The sequence below is a fragment of the Paenibacillus sp. J2R1T-4 genome (assembly GCF_059692235.1).
Map to the genome: position 1 here is coordinate 18,318 of NZ_JCAUBA010000008.1, position 16,298 is coordinate 34,615.

12 protein-coding genes are annotated in these 16,298 nt (G+C 48.1%); 8 read left to right on the forward strand and 4 right to left on the reverse strand.

Going from position 1 to position 16,298, the window contains the following annotated elements; genetic code table 11:
* Nucleotides 1–118: 118 nt before the first annotated feature.
* Both AC58QD_RS15080 and AC58QD_RS15085 read right to left on the reverse strand, forming a co-directional pair.
* Nucleotides 119–1,840, reverse strand: a complete 1,722-nt coding sequence (locus AC58QD_RS15080; RefSeq protein WP_497334586.1) for a hypothetical protein — start codon at nucleotides 1,838–1,840, stop codon at nucleotides 119–121.
* Nucleotides 1,841–2,006: 166 nt separating this feature from the next.
* Nucleotides 2,007–3,620, reverse strand: a complete 1,614-nt coding sequence (locus AC58QD_RS15085) for a type 2 periplasmic-binding domain-containing protein (protein ID WP_497334588.1) — start codon at nucleotides 3,618–3,620, stop codon at nucleotides 2,007–2,009.
* 221 nt (nucleotides 3,621–3,841) lie between these two features.
* Between AC58QD_RS15085 and AC58QD_RS15090 the strand changes: the two genes are divergently transcribed.
* Together AC58QD_RS15090 and AC58QD_RS15095 are read left to right on the forward strand one after the other, a co-directional pair.
* The gene (locus AC58QD_RS15090; protein ID WP_497334590.1) at nucleotides 3,842–6,073 is read left to right on the forward strand and encodes a helix-turn-helix domain-containing protein; all 2,232 of its coding nucleotides are present in this window, start codon (nucleotides 3,842–3,844) and stop codon (nucleotides 6,071–6,073) included.
* Nucleotides 6,074–6,098: 25 nt separating this feature from the next.
* Entirely contained in the window at nucleotides 6,099–7,163 is a 1,065-nt protein-coding gene (locus AC58QD_RS15095) for a Gfo/Idh/MocA family protein (protein ID WP_497334592.1), read from the forward strand.
* A 76-nt stretch (nucleotides 7,164–7,239) separates the two neighbouring features.
* On the opposite strand, the gene AC58QD_RS15100 is transcribed toward AC58QD_RS15095, so the two are convergent.
* Together AC58QD_RS15100 and AC58QD_RS15105 are read right to left on the reverse strand one after the other, a co-directional pair.
* Nucleotides 7,240–8,190 (reverse strand): sugar phosphate isomerase family, encoded by a 951-nt coding sequence (locus tag AC58QD_RS15100; RefSeq protein ID WP_497334594.1) that lies wholly within the window; start codon nucleotides 8,188–8,190, stop codon nucleotides 7,240–7,242.
* A 33-nt stretch (nucleotides 8,191–8,223) separates the two neighbouring features.
* Entirely contained in the window at nucleotides 8,224–8,937 is a 714-nt protein-coding gene (locus AC58QD_RS15105) for a PIG-L deacetylase family protein (RefSeq protein WP_497334596.1), read from the reverse strand.
* A gap of 197 nt (nucleotides 8,938–9,134) precedes the next feature.
* Here AC58QD_RS15105 and AC58QD_RS15110 point away from each other — a divergent pair, with 197 nt between their 5' ends.
* From AC58QD_RS15110 to trxB, 6 genes are all read left to right on the forward strand, one after another.
* Nucleotides 9,135–10,028, forward strand: coding sequence for an AraC family transcriptional regulator (locus AC58QD_RS15110; protein ID WP_497334598.1), 894 nt, complete (start codon nucleotides 9,135–9,137; stop codon nucleotides 10,026–10,028).
* A 36-nt stretch (nucleotides 10,029–10,064) separates the two neighbouring features.
* The gene (locus AC58QD_RS15115) at nucleotides 10,065–11,081 is read left to right on the forward strand and encodes a Gfo/Idh/MocA family protein (RefSeq protein ID WP_497334600.1); all 1,017 of its coding nucleotides are present in this window, start codon (nucleotides 10,065–10,067) and stop codon (nucleotides 11,079–11,081) included.
* A 66-nt stretch (nucleotides 11,082–11,147) separates the two neighbouring features.
* Nucleotides 11,148–12,125: a Gfo/Idh/MocA family protein gene (locus AC58QD_RS15120; protein ID WP_497334602.1), complete on the forward strand. Its 978-nt coding sequence runs from the start codon at nucleotides 11,148–11,150 to the stop codon at nucleotides 12,123–12,125.
* Between the two features lie 286 nt (nucleotides 12,126–12,411).
* Nucleotides 12,412–13,362: a ribose-phosphate diphosphokinase gene (locus AC58QD_RS15125; RefSeq protein WP_497334604.1), complete on the forward strand. Its 951-nt coding sequence runs from the start codon at nucleotides 12,412–12,414 to the stop codon at nucleotides 13,360–13,362.
* Nucleotides 13,363–13,450: 88 nt separating this feature from the next.
* On the forward strand, nucleotides 13,451–15,193 hold the full coding sequence (locus AC58QD_RS15130) for a tetratricopeptide repeat protein (protein ID WP_497334606.1): 1,743 nt from the start codon (nucleotides 13,451–13,453) through the stop codon (nucleotides 15,191–15,193).
* Between the two features lie 91 nt (nucleotides 15,194–15,284).
* Nucleotides 15,285–16,244 (forward strand): thioredoxin-disulfide reductase, encoded by a 960-nt coding sequence (gene trxB / locus AC58QD_RS15135; protein WP_497334608.1) that lies wholly within the window; start codon nucleotides 15,285–15,287, stop codon nucleotides 16,242–16,244.
* The last annotated feature ends 54 nt before the right edge of the window (nucleotides 16,245–16,298 follow it).

Consider the following 16,298-nt stretch of genomic DNA (forward strand, 5'->3'; position numbering starts at 1 on the left):
GCGAATTAGCTGTTTGAAATCTTTGTACTATAGTTCATGAAATCATCACAATCGTACGGAATGAAAAAAAACAGGCGCTGGATAAGCCGACTGTTCTTCAAGCTTTCTCATGCACCTGTTAAAAGGTTACCTTCTGTTTCCTGCAAAGAATGCCAAATTTATAGTCCGTCTGCGCCATATCAAGGCTGACCTCACTATCTGTAACCGGAATCCACACTACTGCCTCTGGATTTTGCTTATCCGTAGACATGCCTGCAAGCTCTACTTCACCCGAAGCGTTCATTCCTGTTATACGAAGCTTGCGCCTTGCACGCTCCCAATCGTTGATCTCCTTACCAGTCATGAAGGTAAAACCGTACTCTCTGGCAGTGCGGACCACTTTACGAAGGGCATCTCTTACATTAAGCTGATTGTGAATATGGAACTGGTGAAATAAGAAATGGGCAACTCCGTTAACACTCTTTGCCTGCTCAAGAAAGGGGACTAGAACACTGCTGTCTGCCAGCAGATTATGATCCAGATCCTGGGTTAAGAAGCCGATCTCAAGTACATCGTAAGGTCGGTTCTGTTCATCCCAGTAAGCGATCGGGAAGTAGGGATGGCATGTACCAAACAAATAGCCGATATTGCCTTTTTTGCTCGGTCCTCGAGTCTGATCCGCTTGAATTCCATTCCGCTCACACCACTGAAATAGTTCTCCCCATCCTTCAAAACGAGTGTAGTGGTTTTTGTTGGATGTGAATTGTCCCATCCCTGTGGCTTGCTTCAGCCAGTCGAATTGACGAATGAATTCTTGTTCCCCCCATTTGCCATTCTGATCTTCCATAGCATTATAATGAAAGGCCAATTCATGACCATCCGCATGTGCCTGCTCATAAATGAAGGAACTGTAGCCCGGCTCCAACATACACCAAGTACTGCGAACCTCGCATTCCTTCAATACGTCTAATGTTGTGATGGCAGTTTCGTCTATGTTACGGTCGCTATCATGAGAGATCATGGCTACCTGCTCAATCCCATCCGGCCAGTACCCAATGAATGGCAGCGACAGACCAAGCTTAACGGTCTCATTCAGCAAATGTTTGATGACCGCTTCTTTCCATAAATCAGAGTAGGGGTGAGGGAAATAAGAATATCCAGTTTCAGTCTGAGCACGATCCATGCTCCAATCCAACTCGAAGCCGTCATCGGCCTTCAATAAGAGGTCATCAATGGCCCCTGTTCCATCCGGAGCAGGTATTCCGTCTTGGGTTACCGGTTGTGTGCCTTGCTGCAGTCCTACCCATGTGGCGGGCAAGTTTACTGCCCAGCGATGAAGGGCACCGCGGCCGATTGGAAAGCGCTGCAACGCAGCGCCGAGTCGTGGTGCCTCTGAAGAGGAAGTTTCTCTAAGAACACCAAAAGACTCGGCTGTATCTGGCAGATCTGAATCTGAAGTATGGATACTGCTCCAGGTAGTAGCCTGAATATACCGCAGAGGTCTTGTGTCTCCTAGGTTATCCGGCAACGTAGCGTATCCAGGGCCAGCATTTGGATGGACCTCACAACCCAGCCGGTTGGTGAAGTGGTTTAATCCTGAGAAGGAGACAAGCAGGCCGCCACGTTCGGCATAGGTCCACAGTTGTTCAAGTGAATCAGTAGAAGTTGGTTCTAAAGCAACAATAACGACGTCAAGCTGACTGGAGGCAAGCTCTTCTCCAGCATGCAACCACTGAAATGGAATGCCTGCATGTTCTAATACTTCGCTTGTAAATCTTTCGAATACGTTCTCACCTTTTGCCCATCGTGCTTGAGCTGCTTCACGATCAAGGAGAACGCCTACTTGTGCTAGTCTGTTCATTGAGCACCTTCCTTCAACAGCAATCATAACGAATTAGAAGTCCGAAATCTTAAGACTATAGTTCATGAAATAATCACAATCGTACTAAATGAAACGAACACTCTATGCCTGTGGAAATAACTCCCCCTTGAAATATGGGGGAGTGTATCCTCAGTACAATAGTTACTTACTTAGCCAGACCAGCAGCTTTCACTTGCGTGTCATAAGCTTCAAACAGCGCTTTACCGTTATATTTATTTATCAATTCATCGCGGTATGCAGGCCAGTTCTTACCAGACTTATCTTCGAAGATAGCTTTGGCTTGCAGCTCGCGTTGACGCTTACGGAAAGTAGCCAAGTCAAATCCAGCAGGAGGGATCAGACTTGTTCCCAGATATGGTGCAGATGGAATAGTTGCAAGTGTTTTTACAATTTCACGATCACGTTCGGTTTGATTCGGATCTACGACAGTCAAGCCGTAAACATTTGGTGTATCTGGTGTGAAGAAATCCCAGATCGTCAAGAAGTCGCCTTTGCTTGTAATATCCGTTTTAATAGCATCAGGCTTCAGGGTAATGGTTTTACCGCTCTTCGTGTAGTGCTTGTTCTCCACTCCATAGTGAGTGAGCAGGAATCCTTCCTCACCAGCCAGCCAGTCAAGAATTTCGACAATACGGGTAACCTTCTCAGGTGATTTATCAACTACGTTCTTATGGAAAAGAAACGGTGATCCAGGAGCTATGCCGGATTGAATAGGTTGTTTGCCAAAAGGTGTGAACGGAACCCAGTTTGCATTCGGGAACAGAGATTTTGTTTTGGCTTGCAAGCTTTGTGGGTTGGAGTCAAAGGCAAAATCCTTGGTTGCTCCAATTACAACGCCTACTTTTCCTTGTGCTGCTTTATCTGTGTGCTGTGGAGACTTGTTGAGGAACCAGTCGGGATCGACTACGCCCTCAGCAATTACTTTGGATATATCGTTCAATACTTGCTCTACGCGTGCATCCGTCTGCATATCGATGAATTTACCATTTTCCAGGAAGGACGCGAAGATGAGCCCTGCTTTCCAGTATTCAGGCCAATCCAATCCGATTCCATCGCCGCCTGCAGCCGTGGTGAAGCCGTAGGTATCTTTCTTGCCATTTCCGTCGGGGTCATTGTTCGTGAATGCTTTAAGGACGTTGTAATATTCCTCGTAAGTAGTTGGAACCTTCAGGTTCAGCTTATCGAGCCAGTCTTTGCGGATATACCAAGCGCGGTACAACTCTTTGCTGTATGGTATTGGAGCACGCACAACTTTACCTTGAACTTGATAACGATTGAAGGTAGTCTCATCTACCCAGTTTTTGAAATAGTTAGGCATCGCTTGTGGATTCACGAATTTCCCGATCTCACCAAGAACCCCGTCCAACGCGTATTTCTGTCCTCCGTCACCTGTTGCATCACGCCACATATCGGGCGGGTCGTTTGCAGTAAGCTGGGCATTCAGCTTGTTAATATAATCTTGACCTGTGGGCATATAGTCGACAGTAAGCTTAACGTTGAATTTCTCTTCAATCGTTTTCTTAACGAAATCATCTGCTTCTGCAGGCAGCTGTGCACTAGGATTACTATCAATCATGATGCGAAGGTTTAATTTCTCTTTAGTTGGTTTTGCGGAGGCAGTTGCACCTGCGCTACCTGCTGGAGTCGGGTCGGCCGTGCTTGCGCCGTCTTTTGCGCCGCATGCACTGAGCATAGCGGCAGCTAGTGTTACCGAAGTAAGCACTTTCATTTTTCTGAATTTTTGTGTATTGGTTTTCATTTGGTACTGATTCCCCCTTAAGCGTTTTGATTGGCCATACTCTTGCCTAGTTATCGTAATCGAGACAGACTTAAGTTGAAAATAGACCGTTTTTGCAGGATGCCCCAATTTTGCAAGCGCTATTAAAACCTTGACGAGAGAGCGCTTCGCAGGGAATAATTAAGGCACGGGTCTGCACACTAGATGGAATTACCCCCTGACCTTGGGAGGAGGATAGCGTCATGAAACGGAATTGGTTCTACCGGATGTTGTTTTCTTATATGCCGGTTTTTCTGGCTGTTTGTCTTACTTTGTTGCTGATCCTGTTTCTAACTGTTCGGCAATTGTCGGAGCAATCCTCCATTCAATCAAATGAAACCGTTGCCAAGAATGCAGCTCAGATGATTGAGCAATCCCTCCGCAGCATTGATGATGGCATGGCCCAGTTTTTTAATAAGGACACGATTGCGGGTTACTATAATGAACCGGACGATAATTTGTATTACTCCTCCTATGAGGCAGCACGCACTTTGACCGACTTTCAAATTCGATTTCCCATAATAGAATCGCTATATCTTGTAAAGCCTGCCGACGGCTCTGTATTGGAGCCTAACTCAATTCATAATTTGAGTAATCACCCGGATAAAGCTTATATTGAGAATAAAATGAAGTCTGATTCCAGATTTGTCTGGGGGGACAACAGAACGGTAGAGTCCCCTGGCTATGCGACAGGCAGTCGGGACGTCATTTCACTAGCTCGAATCTCCAGCTTGCGAACAAACGGCTTATTCGTAGCGCAAATAAACATAGCTACCCTTCAAAGGCTGCTTAGTCAGTCTGTGGATACAACGACAGGGTACCTAAAAATAATCGATAACGAGGGGCAAATTATTGGATCTACTATTGCTATGGCGGAGGATGGTAAGGAACGCAGAAAGCTGGCTGCTGTAAAGATGGGCTACACAGGCTGGGTCATGGAGAGCGGGGTATTGCAGCCAGGCATGCTCGGCTGGGCGGAGCCTGTGCTGTATGTGTCCATTTCGTTGGGTGGCGTTTGCATCTTTTTCGGCTTGGTGTGGTTTGTGATAGCGACCCGCAGGCATTACCGTCCCGTTCAATCACTCCTGACACAAATTGGGACTTTTTCTATAGCCAAACCTAATGATCCCTTACATGAAGGCAAAAAAGACGAATTTCAAACGATTGGCCGCGCGCTTGATAACTTGTGGGATCACTCCAACCAACTGCAGCAAGAAAATGCTAAGAATCTGAAGTTCAAAAGAGAGCATCAATTCCGCAGATTAGCTGAGGGGCGCTTTGAGACGGCTTCTTTCTACGGAGCCAAGGAGGAAGAGATGTTCGGGCTTCAGCTGGAGAAGCGGCCAACTGCGATTCTAATTGAGATGGATCGATTCTTATCCGAATTATCTAACCTGTATCCGGAGCATGAAATCGGATTGATGAAAGAAGCTTTCCAGTCTTCCTTGGATAAACGGTTAATAGAAGAGGGAATTTCCTCGACCACAGAATGGCTGGCTGAACACCAACTGGGAGCTATAGTTATGCAAGAAGAAGGACCGGAAGCGGAAGAGTTACTCGTGCGATTGCTGGAGGATTTCCGGATGTGGACGGAGCAGGAGCTTCCTTTTACAGTTACGATCTCAGTCGGAGTTGCGGTTGAACGTATTGAGGCGGTATCCGTTTCATTTCAGACAGCGCGCAGGGCACTCTCTTTCAAAGTATCACTCGGGTTGAATCGAATGATCACGCAGAATGTATTGCCAGACAGCGAGCAGCATGGTATGGTTCAGGAACTGCAGAGAATTGAAGAAATCAGTCGTTCGTTACGTGTGGGTGAGCGCAGTTGGGTACAGGAGTTGGAACTATTCATCACTGCGTTGCAGAACGGTTCATTTAACGGGGAGCAGGTTAGAAACTTGTTATTCGTCTTGTTATTCCATGTTCAGCATAAGATGAGCGATTTGCCTGCTGAGCTGGAGGACGTATGGCTTAATGCGAACTCACAACTTGAGATGACGATGAACAAAAGCGAGACGTTGTCGGATATCCGTCTTATTCTTAAGGAAACCCTTGAATCCGTATCGAGTCGTATCCAGGAATGGAGAGATTCTAAGAACACCCGGGTCATTATGCAGGATGTGAAGCGTTATATAGATGAGCACTACAACGACCCTAATCTGTCACAGTCGATGCTGGCGGAAGCGTTCCGGCTGCATCCGAGCTCGATTAGCCGCTTGTTCAAAGAAGAATATGGCGTCAAGTTCGTGGATTATGTCAATTCTGTTCGTGTAGAGCATGCTGCACGTCTGATGGGGCAAGGTCATTCCGCCGTTCAGGATGTCGCTGAACAAGTAGGTTTCGTTCACAGCAAGACATTTATAAGTATTTTCAAGAAAATTACGGGGTATACCCCGGGAAGCTATCAGAAGGATCGCACGGGGACGGAATCTTAATCTTATAAAGGTGGGCATCAGACAAATGGATAGAGTGATAAAGATCGGCATTATTGGTTGCGGCGTCATGGGTCGCGTATATTTGAATGCGGCTAAGGGCGAATCTTCCATAGCGATTACCGCTGTTGCCGATATGAATGAGCAAGTAGCGAAGGATACAGCTGCTGAGTTCTCGGTTCCAACCTTTTATGCTTCTGCAGAAGCCCTGATCGAAGATCCTAATGTAGAAGCAGTTGTATTCGCAATTCCGCCTGCTGGATTCAAGACCAAGCTTGCCTTGCAAGCTTTCTCGCTCGGCAAGCATGGCTTGCTGGAGAAGCCGATCGCGATTGAGCTGGAAGAGGTTGAGCAGTTGATTGAAGCATCCGAAGGCCTTGTAGCAGCGAGCTGTTCCGCTCGCCTTAGATTCTCAGATTCGGCAGAAGCCGTGCGAGCAGTATTGGAAGAAGGAACGATAGGCACATTGCGAACCATCTCGTGCCGATGGATATTGGCAGCAAAGCAGAAGCCAGAAAAGCTTCCTCCAGCATGGAGATTGAACCCTGCCTTGAACGGAGGAGGCAATCTGACGAACCTGGGTACCTATGTGTTGGATTATATGTTCGGTATTACCGGATGGAAGTATACGGTTCAAACGGTGTCTGGCCGAGTGTGGGGGATGCCGGGGATGTTCAAGGATTATGTAGCCGAGGGATCTGTGGGTGAAACACACAGTGCGGCGATCATAACTTGTCGAGGCGCTGACGCGCCAGTAGTACTTCTTGAGCAAGGAGAGTATACGATTGGGCCGGAGGAAGCGGCTTGGCAGATCTCTGGAGATCGAGGTACGCTTAAATTCCGTATCCTTCCAAGCGCCGCCAACGAAGTCCTTCTATATCAATATGACAATGATGAAGTGAAGCCAACGACAATATGGTCAGGTGTAGAGACGTTCGCCGACCTTCAGAGAAGACTCTTGCTTGATTTTGCGAATGCGATAAGGGACGGTCTCGCACCGCGCACTACTTTGCGTCAAGCTTATGAGCTGCAACGCACCATTCATGCTGTCTATCGTTCGTCTGCGAGCGGAGAAGCTGTAAGCCTGCAATAAGGTCAGCCATGCTGCCAAAGTAACGCATTAAATAGGAATGGAGCTTGAAGAATAATCTTCAAGCTCCATTTTTGTGTCAATTGATCTCGGATGAGAGCGGACCGGCTAGCTCTCGCAAGTAAAATAGCTTGCCCGGGAGAGTGGGCATGAATGTGGATGGAAGCCACATATCCGGGCCGTATCGAAGTGTTGTCCATAATGAAAGTCCTTGCCACTGCATACCGCGGCCAAGGGCGCCGTCACAACCGCCAATAATGCGATCTGAGCGAAGGAACAAGCCAGGGCCTATCGTATTGGCATAACAGGGCACCAACGTCGTTCGGCTCTTAAAGCTCGTGATCGCGTTTTGTTCGATCGTCAAGGGGTGCAGCTTGGCGCCAATGCGATGTGTTTCTTGCCGCCACTCTGTCTCATTCGCGAACTCTGCGGCGAAGTGAGGCTCCCAGAATGCGATATGGAGCATTCGGCCAATGCCGAATATGGTGATCAGCTCGGCGCCTTCTGCTTGTAGGGCAGCGATTTGATCAGCATAGGTGGGAAGATTATCGCGTGTGGCGAAATTGCGCTGATTGACAGGGACAGTTAACTCTCCAAGCGGGCCGTAAAAGGCCTGCTCCATCGCATACTGGAACGATCCTGGATTATCTGATGATAAGGTTCGGCCGTGTTGGTCGCTCCATTCATCCATATTAAACCCGTACACATGCGAACAATTGGTTTGCCACTGTTGAAGGAAGTAAACCGCCCACTTGTACATTCCCATCGGTCCGGCTGGAAGAATAACGGCCAGCTTGCGTCCAGCTTCCTTCGCACTTCGGATATTCCAAGCGATTTCGTGTCCCATCATCATGTCGAACTCTGCTACCTGATCGCAGGCTACGGGCATGAAGTTCTGATGCCAGAATGGTTGGCGTTCTTGTATAGCTTCCGGGCTATTCGCGCAACAGGCATCGATTCTGTTCAGATCCCATCCGCGGGGATAAAAACCTTCCAGCATCGAGCCTTCTATGGTTTGCATCATATCCATTGTTCAATCGCTCCTTTGTATGTCGATTTTTGGCTAGGGCAGTAGTCGTTCAGTCGTCAGTCGCGGCCAAGCTTGGCACTGCTTGAAAGCTTCCGCATACGGCTTGCCGCATTGCAGCCCGCGGAATTTCGACACGGTGCGCACAAAATCGAGAAAATCAATACCATCATGATCGCGAAGCCAAGTAATCTGACTTTCATGACAGTCGTTCATACGGATTTTGGTCTCAATATAAGCCGATATGTCAACGTATTCGGTCGGCAAGAATCCAACGCCAGCAAGCGTGTCCATGTAATAGATGGGCACCGCTTTCTCATGGTGGGGAGCGCCTCCTTCCACTTGATAATGGGGGACAGTAGCTGAAAAGCTGGCATCGAATACGGCCTTGGAAACCTCCATATGATCCTTCATATAATCTTCAGGCGGGTGGGTAATGATATAATCCGGTCTTGTTCTGCGAATAACGTCGACAAGCTTGCCGACCAACTGATCATTGTCGCTTTTGATCGTAAGATCTGAGATATCCAGGCTAATAACGGCAGCTCCAATCAATGCTCCTGCTTCCTGGGCTTCAACGGCTCGTATTTGCTTGAGCGGTTCGGGCTGTATAATCGCATGACCTTTGTCCCCATTGGCCACGTGCACCATCGTAACCTGATGACCAAGGGCAGCAAGCTTAGCGAGGGTTCCTCCACAACCAATCTCCAAATCGTCGGGATGGCAGCCGACAGCTAATACATTCATCATTATCACTCCGGACTCATGCCGAATTTTCATTCGGCTGAATAGTTAATAGGTTCCTGAGATTATTGTAATACAGCCCTCGCCTCTACAGCTTTATCATAAAGTCTGATTCATTTATCGATTCGTCCAAATCAAGACCGCTGCGTAAAGTGTCGTGCTATACTAATCTCGAGAAAACAAAAACAGGGGACTGATTCCTGATGGTGGTCAACCGATTTCCGAGAACGAATCTATCCGAGTATCTAACCATCAAACAAATCGTTTCTTTTCACTACTTTGAATTCTCAAAGGATTTTATTTTTGACGGTGAAAAGCACAACTTTTGGGAATTTGTCTATGTGGATCGAGGTGAGGTAGAAGCGCTGGCGGACAAAGACGTGTATCTGCTGAAGCAAGGGGACATCATTTTTCACAAACCGAATGAATATCACAACCTGTGGGCTAACCGAAAGATTGCACCGAACGTGATGATCGTTTCTTTTGTATGCCGTTCTCCGGCTATGCGCTTTTTTGAGAACAAAATCTTTTCTTTGACTTCTGATCAACAGCATCTTCTAGTACAAATACTGAAAAATGGGTTTGCGGCATTTATTCCGCCATTCGATGACCCGCGAAATCACGAGCTTCATAGAAATCCCGAGGCGCATGGGGCTGTTGAGCATTTGTTGAGAATTCACCTGGAGCTGTTACTAATCCGACTGCTGGAGCACGCGGAGCTTCAACAGAAACGATACCGGTTGTCGGGTGAGGTCAAGCAACAAAGCGATCACGAGCTTGTGGAAGGGGTAACCGCTTACATGGAGCAGCATGTATATCAGAACCTGCGAATCGACCGAATATGCAAAGTTTTCAACATCAGTCGAAGCTATGCTCTATCAATCTTCAAGGAGAAAACCGGCCAAAGTATGATGCAGTATTTTCGTGCATTGAAGATCGAACAGGCCAAACGCATTATTCGCGAGAATAAGCACAATGTAACCGAAATAGCAGAGCTACTCAAATATAGCAGTGTGCATAGCTTTTCCAGGCAATTCAAATCAATCGTACAAATGTCTCCAATGGAATATGCCAGAACAATTAAAGCAAAAATGTAAGCGGAACACATACCATATTAAGGAGGAGTCGAAAGAATGGGGAATTTACGGTTTGTGGTGGTTGGTACAGGTTGGGTAGCGGGAGAGTATTTGAAAGCGATTGCGGCAAGATCAGATGCAGAGGTTGTAACGGTAGTAAGCCGCAATATCGAGCATGCGAAGAGCAAGCTGGCTGAACTGGGCATCGAAGCAGGCGTTACCGACAACTATGAGGAAGCAGTAAGCGCTTCGAATGTAGACGCCGTTGTATTATGCTCCACGCCTGATCTGCGTCCTGAGCAAGCCGTGATCGCTGCACGATATGGCAAACATATGGTTCTCGAGAAGCCGCTTGCGATGGACAGGGCGGGGCTGCTCCTCATGGCCGAATCCTTGGAGCGGCATCCGGTTCGTACCGCTGTAAGCTTCGTATTGCGTTGGAACCCATCGTTCGTTAACACGAAGGCTCTAATCGATGACGATGCAATCGGTCGCGTCTACATGGCCCAAATCGATTATTGGCACCATGTTGGGCCGCAATATGGTCAATACCGCTGGAGCAAGACGAAGGCTCAGGGCGGCAGCAGCATGCTATCGGCGGGCTGTCATGCGGTTGACGCGGTCCGTTATTTCGCGGGTGAGATCACAGAGGTTACAGCGTACAGCTGCGGTACGTGGTCCAGCTCCGAATACGAATTCGATCCGAATGCGATTGCGATATTCAAGCTGAAGAATGGAGGCATCGGTAAGGTGTCGTCGTCGCTTGAATGCAAAACACCATACAAATTCAATGTGCATCTACTTGGAGAAAAGGGCGCGATCATGAACAATCAGCTCTTCACGCACAAATTGCCGGGACAAACCGACTATGCAACGATTCCGACGATTCTGCCAGACAGCGGGAATGTGTCGCATCATCCGTTCGTGGAGGAAATCGACGACTTCGTACGAGCCGTACATAGCGGCACGACGACACGCTGTGAGTTCCTGGATGCGTACAAATCGATGGAAGTCAGCTTCGCTATTGACGAATCGATCGCAACGGGAAAGAGCATATCCCTTCTGAACGCCTGATTAAGAAGTCTATGTAGTGACTGTAGCAGTTCAAATAATATTAGGAATAAGGCAGGAGTGGATAAGATGACAGTTAAAATTGGCATGATTGGTGCAGGGGGAATAGCCCGCCACCATTTGAATGGGCTGCAAAGAATTCCAATGGCTGAGATCGTAAGCGTCTACGACGTAAATCGCGAAGGTGCGGAGTCGATGGCCGCTATAGTCGGAGCGCGAGCAGTGGACAGCGTGGACGTTCTGCTTAATCCAGACGAGATCGATGCCGTCTTCATATGTGCTCCACAGTTCGCCAGAGAAGGCTTGGAGGAGATGGCAGCCAGCAGAGGAATTCATCTGTTCGTAGAGAAGCCGCTCGGGCTGGAGCTCCCGTCAGTGCTGCGCAAGGAACAGGCCATTCGCGAGTCTGGTGTGATCCATTCGGTAGGTTACTGTCTGCGTTATTATGATACCGTGCAGCAGGCAAAGGCTTATCTGGAGGGCAAGACCATTCATCTGATTCAAGCATTCCGATTCGGCGGCTCTCATCCTGCCCCGTGGTGGAGGCAGCAGCATATGTCTGGCGGGCATCTGGCCGACGCGGTGACTCATCAGGTCGACATGATTCGTTTCTTGGCTGGTGAATACAAGAGTGTCTCGGCGATGTTCGGCCATAATTCCATTCCTAGCTTGTACCCGGATGCCACTATTGCCGATGGCGGTGCTGTTTCCTTCACGCTAAGCTCAGGCGCTGTCGGCACCATTACTGAATCCTGTGTATCGCTGCATCATAGTGCCTCAACGATCAAATTTATCGGTGTCGACTTCTTCGTCGAGTTGAGCGTGAACGGGCAGGTTCTGACGATCGTGGACAAAGACCAGCAAATCACGGTGACTTCCCGTAAGGATCCAACCTATGAGCAGGATAAAGCTTTTGTAGAAGCCGTGGCAGCCGGTTCAAAGGACGGGATTCTAAGCGGTTATGAGAACGGTATGCGGACCTTGGCCTTCACCCTAGCGGCTCATCAGTCAGCTGAAGAGCGCAAGGTGGTTGAACTCAGCAGTTAAACAACGAGTAAACATATGTATCACAAAGAACCTGGCCGCTGCGGCCAGGTTTCTGTATTCTTATGGGTTAGCCGTCCTTTTTAACGATGTCGCTCGAGAAAAGTGCCTATTATTGGTTGAATTGTTACAAAAAATCGTCGATTGTAACAAAAAAATCGACAACCCTGTCGTTTTCTTTTGAAATTAATTGTCGAACAGGTATAATAAAGCTGAACCGACTTTAATAGGCCATCACCAAGATGTGATGTTATTGTAAATTTTGCAAGCACAAATTTAGGGGGTAACCATGTACACGGACAATTGTAAAATTTTTAGCGGATCGTCCAATCCTAAGCTAGCGGAAGCCATTTGTACGGAATTGGGTGTGCCTCTTGGCAAAATTAAGCTTTCTCGCTTTAAGTGCGGGGAAATTTATTGTAATTTTGAGGAGACAATCCGTAATTGTGACGTGTTCCTGGTACAGACATTTTCTCACTCCGTCAATGATCATCTGATGGAGCTATTGATTATGATGGATGCAGCCAAACGTGCATCAGCAAGAACAATTCACGTGGTAATGCCATATTACGGGTATTCGCGACAAGAACGCAAGGCCGCACCTCGCGAGCCGATCTCTGCTAAGCTTGTAGCGGATCTGTTAACAACAGCAGGCGCAACCCGTATACTGACCGTGGACTTGCATGCCCCAGCAATTCAAGGCTTTTTCAATATCCCAGTAGACCACTTAACCGCTACGGATATGATCAGTGACTACATTCGCAGCAAGAATATACCGAATCCGGTCGTGGTTTCTCCTGATGCAGGCCGTGCCACAACCGCTGAGAATCTGGCGAACATTCTGAACGCTCCGTTCGCTATTATGATCAAGAAGCGTCATGCGCATAATGAAGCTACTATCACTCACGTTATTGGAGATGTAGAAGGACGCACCCCGATTATTATTGAGGATTTGATCGATACGGGCGGCACGATCGTCAAGGTTGTAGAAGGACTGAAGGAGCGCGGTGCTGAGGACGCCTATGTATGCGCCACACATCCCGTATTTACTAACCCTGCTATAACGCGACTGGATCATCCGAACATACGTGAAGTTATTATTACGGATTCCATTGCCCTTCCAGAAACAGCAAGCGGCCGCTTCAAGGTGCTGTCCCTCGCACACTTGTTCTCAGATGCGATCCGTATCATTATGCAAGGTGGCTCAATCAGCACTTTGTTCAAATACGGTGGGGTCTAAGAACCGCTTAGCGGTGCAATCCCTGTAGGTTATCGCGATGAACTGTGATATACTTAAGTGAAGTATGTCACTGGAGGTGTCAACAACCATGGCGAGGAAAAAGCCTGTGGCCGAAGTGCAGCCACGCAACGTCATCTCGATCCAGATGGATGCCACTTTCTTTTTTGAGAGAGCCGTTCAATCTCTAGATCGACACCACTATGACAAGGCCTTGAAGTATTTCCGCAAGGCTGTGGACTATGAGCCTGATAATCCTGTGAATCATTGTAATCTAGCTGGCGTTCTTTCGGAGACAGGAAACTTCGAAGAATCGAACCAGATCTTAACCCATATAGTGGAACAGATTGATCCTGCAATGACGGAGTGTTATTTCTATTTGGCTAATAATTATGCCAATATGGAAAACTATGAACAAGCGGAAGAGTCGCTTATTCATTATTTGGAACACGACCCGAACGGGCATTATCTGGAAGAAGCCGAGGAAATGATGGAGCTGCTCAGTTATGAGCTAAACCGTCCTACTCGGCTGACTTCGATTAAGAGCCGGGAAGGCATGTTCGAGCATGACCGGGCGCGATCGCTCTTAGAGGAGGGCAAGTTCTCTGAAGCGGTCCGTATTCTGGAAAAGCTTGTAGAGAACACACCAGATTTTCTGGCAGCACGCAACAATCTTGCGCTCGCATATTACTATATGGGCTTATTCGACAAGTCAATGGATACGATTCGACAAGTGCTCGAGCTGGACCCGGGTAATCTGCACGCTTTGTGTAACGTAGCTATTTTCTACCAGCACAACGGCGATAAGGAGAACCTGCAGCCCTTACTTGCGCAGCTTCGCAAAACTTACCCGCTGCATCATGATCATGTGTTCAAGTTGGCAACGACGATGGGCATTTTGTCTGAGCATGAAACGGCGTATAGGTTATTCCGAAGATTACTGAAGAGTGTGGAATCCGGTCTGGATCCATGTTTGTACCACTACACCGCTGTTGCAGCCTACCACATTGGACGTTATAACGAAGCGGAGAAGTTGTGGAAGGTTGTAGAGAAGCTGGATCCGGGAACAGAGGTTGCTCCTTTCTACTTGAATCAGATTCAAGAAGTTAGGGCAGGTCAGAAGAAGCCGATCAGCTACCACTATCATTTGCCTTTTGAAGAACAGTTCAAGGTATTGGAGAAGGCGGAAGAAGGTATTCCTGATCATCTGAGAAGAGATCCACTCGTTCGTTCGTCTTTTTTCTGGGCTTTACGGCATGGAGATGCAGAGACGAAGCTTCAAGTGATTCAAGCTTTTGGCATTATCGCAGACAGTGAAGTGGAAGATGCACTAAGGGAGTTCCTTCTGGATCCTAAAGAGGATGAGTACCTGAAAAAGGTAGCTATGTTCGTCTTGCGCAGCATGCATGCGAAAGAACCGATTCAAGTGCATATGCAGGGCAAACAAACCGCTATTCAGTCGATACCATGGTCGCCCAATTTGCCTTCTTGGAAGGAACAATGGCAAGCGGTTATGGATCGGGCGCTGCAGATGATGGATAAGCGATACGATATGGTGCAGCAGCATGACTTGGAGACGCTGTGGGTAGAGTTCTTAACACGAATGTACCCAAGCGTGCCTAAGGTTGCTAAGATTGACGGATGGGCGGCTGCATTGGAGTATTTGACTGCCAAGATGCATCGCCGTCAGATATCCTATAACGAAGTAGCAGCCCGATACGGGGTGTCCACTTCGACCGTAAGCAAATATGTAAAAGTAATCGATGATGCATGCGGATTGAAAGCCAAGATGGCTGAAATCCTGCCTAAGCTTACCCGCTCAGAACAGAGGTAAATGATCTGGATGGGGTAGCCCGGGAGCGGAATTGGATTAAGCATGAAGGCTCTCTAACTTCGCTGGAATACAGTTAAGGAGGAAAAATGGAATGACCACATATCAATCTATAGTAGTTGGTACAGGGCCTGCGGGGTTGACAGCGGCTATTTATCTGGCACGTGCGAACCTGAAGCCGCTTGTTATTGAAGGGCCTGAGCCAGGCGGACAACTGACGACTACCACTGAAGTAGAGAACTTTCCAGGTTTTCCGGAAGGTATTATGGGTCCGGAGCTAATGGATAATATGCGTAAACAAGCTGAGCGGTTCGGAGCTGAGTTCCGTACGGGCTGGATTAATGAAGTGGACTTGTCGAAGCGTCCTTTCACGCTTCATCTCGAAGGCGGCCACGTTCTGACAGCGGAGACGTTAATTATATCTACTGGTGCTTCAGCAAAGCTGCTCGGAATAGAGGGCGAGAAAGCGAACATGGGCCGCGGTGTAAGCACATGCGCGACATGTGACGGGTTCTTCTTCCGCGGGAAGAGAATTATTGTAGTAGGCGGCGGCGACTCTGCGATGGAGGAAGCGAACTTCTTGACTCGTTTCGGAACGGAAGTGCGCCTGGTCCATCGTCGTGAAGAGCTGCGAGCATCCAAGATCATGCAGGATCGTGCCCGTGAGAATGAAAAAATCAAGTGGAGCTTGAATTCGACTCCTCTTGAAGTCGTTGCTGGCGAGAGAGGGGTTACGGCTCTCAAGGTACGCAATAATGTGACAGGCCAAGAGGAATTGTTGGAGACGGACGGGATCTTCGTAGCGATTGGACACACTCCAAATACTGGATTCTTGAACGGCCAACTAGAGACGGATGAGACCGGGTATCTGATTGTTAAGCCGGGTACTTCGGAGACCAATATCCCAGGTGTGTTCGCTTGTGGAGACGTGCAGGATCATAAGTATCGTCAAGCGATTACGGCAGCAGGAAGCGGCTGTATGGCGGCCTTGGACTGCGAAAGGTTCCTTGAAGGTCAAGCGGTTCATGACTGGAGCCAGTCCCTTAATAAATAAAGAAACCACACAGCCGGAGGCGACTGCCGCAGGTCCGGAATGTATCGGTTGCAG

What these genes read in the sequence shown, in the direction of transcription:
- AC58QD_RS15080 (WP_497334586.1), bottom strand. Translation starts at nt 1,840, where the DNA reads ATGAACAGACTAGCACAAGTAGGCGTTCTCCTTGATCGTGAAGCAGCT.
- AC58QD_RS15085 (WP_497334588.1), bottom strand. Translation starts at nt 3,620, where the DNA reads ATGAAAACCAATACACAAAAATTCAGAAAAATGAAAGTGCTTACTTCG.
- AC58QD_RS15090 (WP_497334590.1), top strand. Translation starts at nt 3,842, where the DNA reads ATGAAACGGAATTGGTTCTACCGGATGTTGTTTTCTTATATGCCGGTT.
- AC58QD_RS15095 (WP_497334592.1), top strand. Translation starts at nt 6,099, where the DNA reads ATGGATAGAGTGATAAAGATCGGCATTATTGGTTGCGGCGTCATGGGT.
- AC58QD_RS15100 (WP_497334594.1), bottom strand. Translation starts at nt 8,190, where the DNA reads ATGGATATGATGCAAACCATAGAAGGCTCGATGCTGGAAGGTTTTTAT.
- AC58QD_RS15105 (WP_497334596.1), bottom strand. Translation starts at nt 8,937, where the DNA reads ATGATGAATGTATTAGCTGTCGGCTGCCATCCCGACGATTTGGAGATT.
- AC58QD_RS15110 (WP_497334598.1), top strand. Translation starts at nt 9,135, where the DNA reads ATGGTGGTCAACCGATTTCCGAGAACGAATCTATCCGAGTATCTAACC.
- AC58QD_RS15115 (WP_497334600.1), top strand. Translation starts at nt 10,065, where the DNA reads ATGGGGAATTTACGGTTTGTGGTGGTTGGTACAGGTTGGGTAGCGGGA.
- AC58QD_RS15120 (WP_497334602.1), top strand. Translation starts at nt 11,148, where the DNA reads ATGACAGTTAAAATTGGCATGATTGGTGCAGGGGGAATAGCCCGCCAC.
- AC58QD_RS15125 (WP_497334604.1), top strand. Translation starts at nt 12,412, where the DNA reads ATGTACACGGACAATTGTAAAATTTTTAGCGGATCGTCCAATCCTAAG.
- AC58QD_RS15130 (WP_497334606.1), top strand. Translation starts at nt 13,451, where the DNA reads ATGGCGAGGAAAAAGCCTGTGGCCGAAGTGCAGCCACGCAACGTCATC.
- trxB (WP_497334608.1), top strand. Translation starts at nt 15,285, where the DNA reads ATGACCACATATCAATCTATAGTAGTTGGTACAGGGCCTGCGGGGTTG.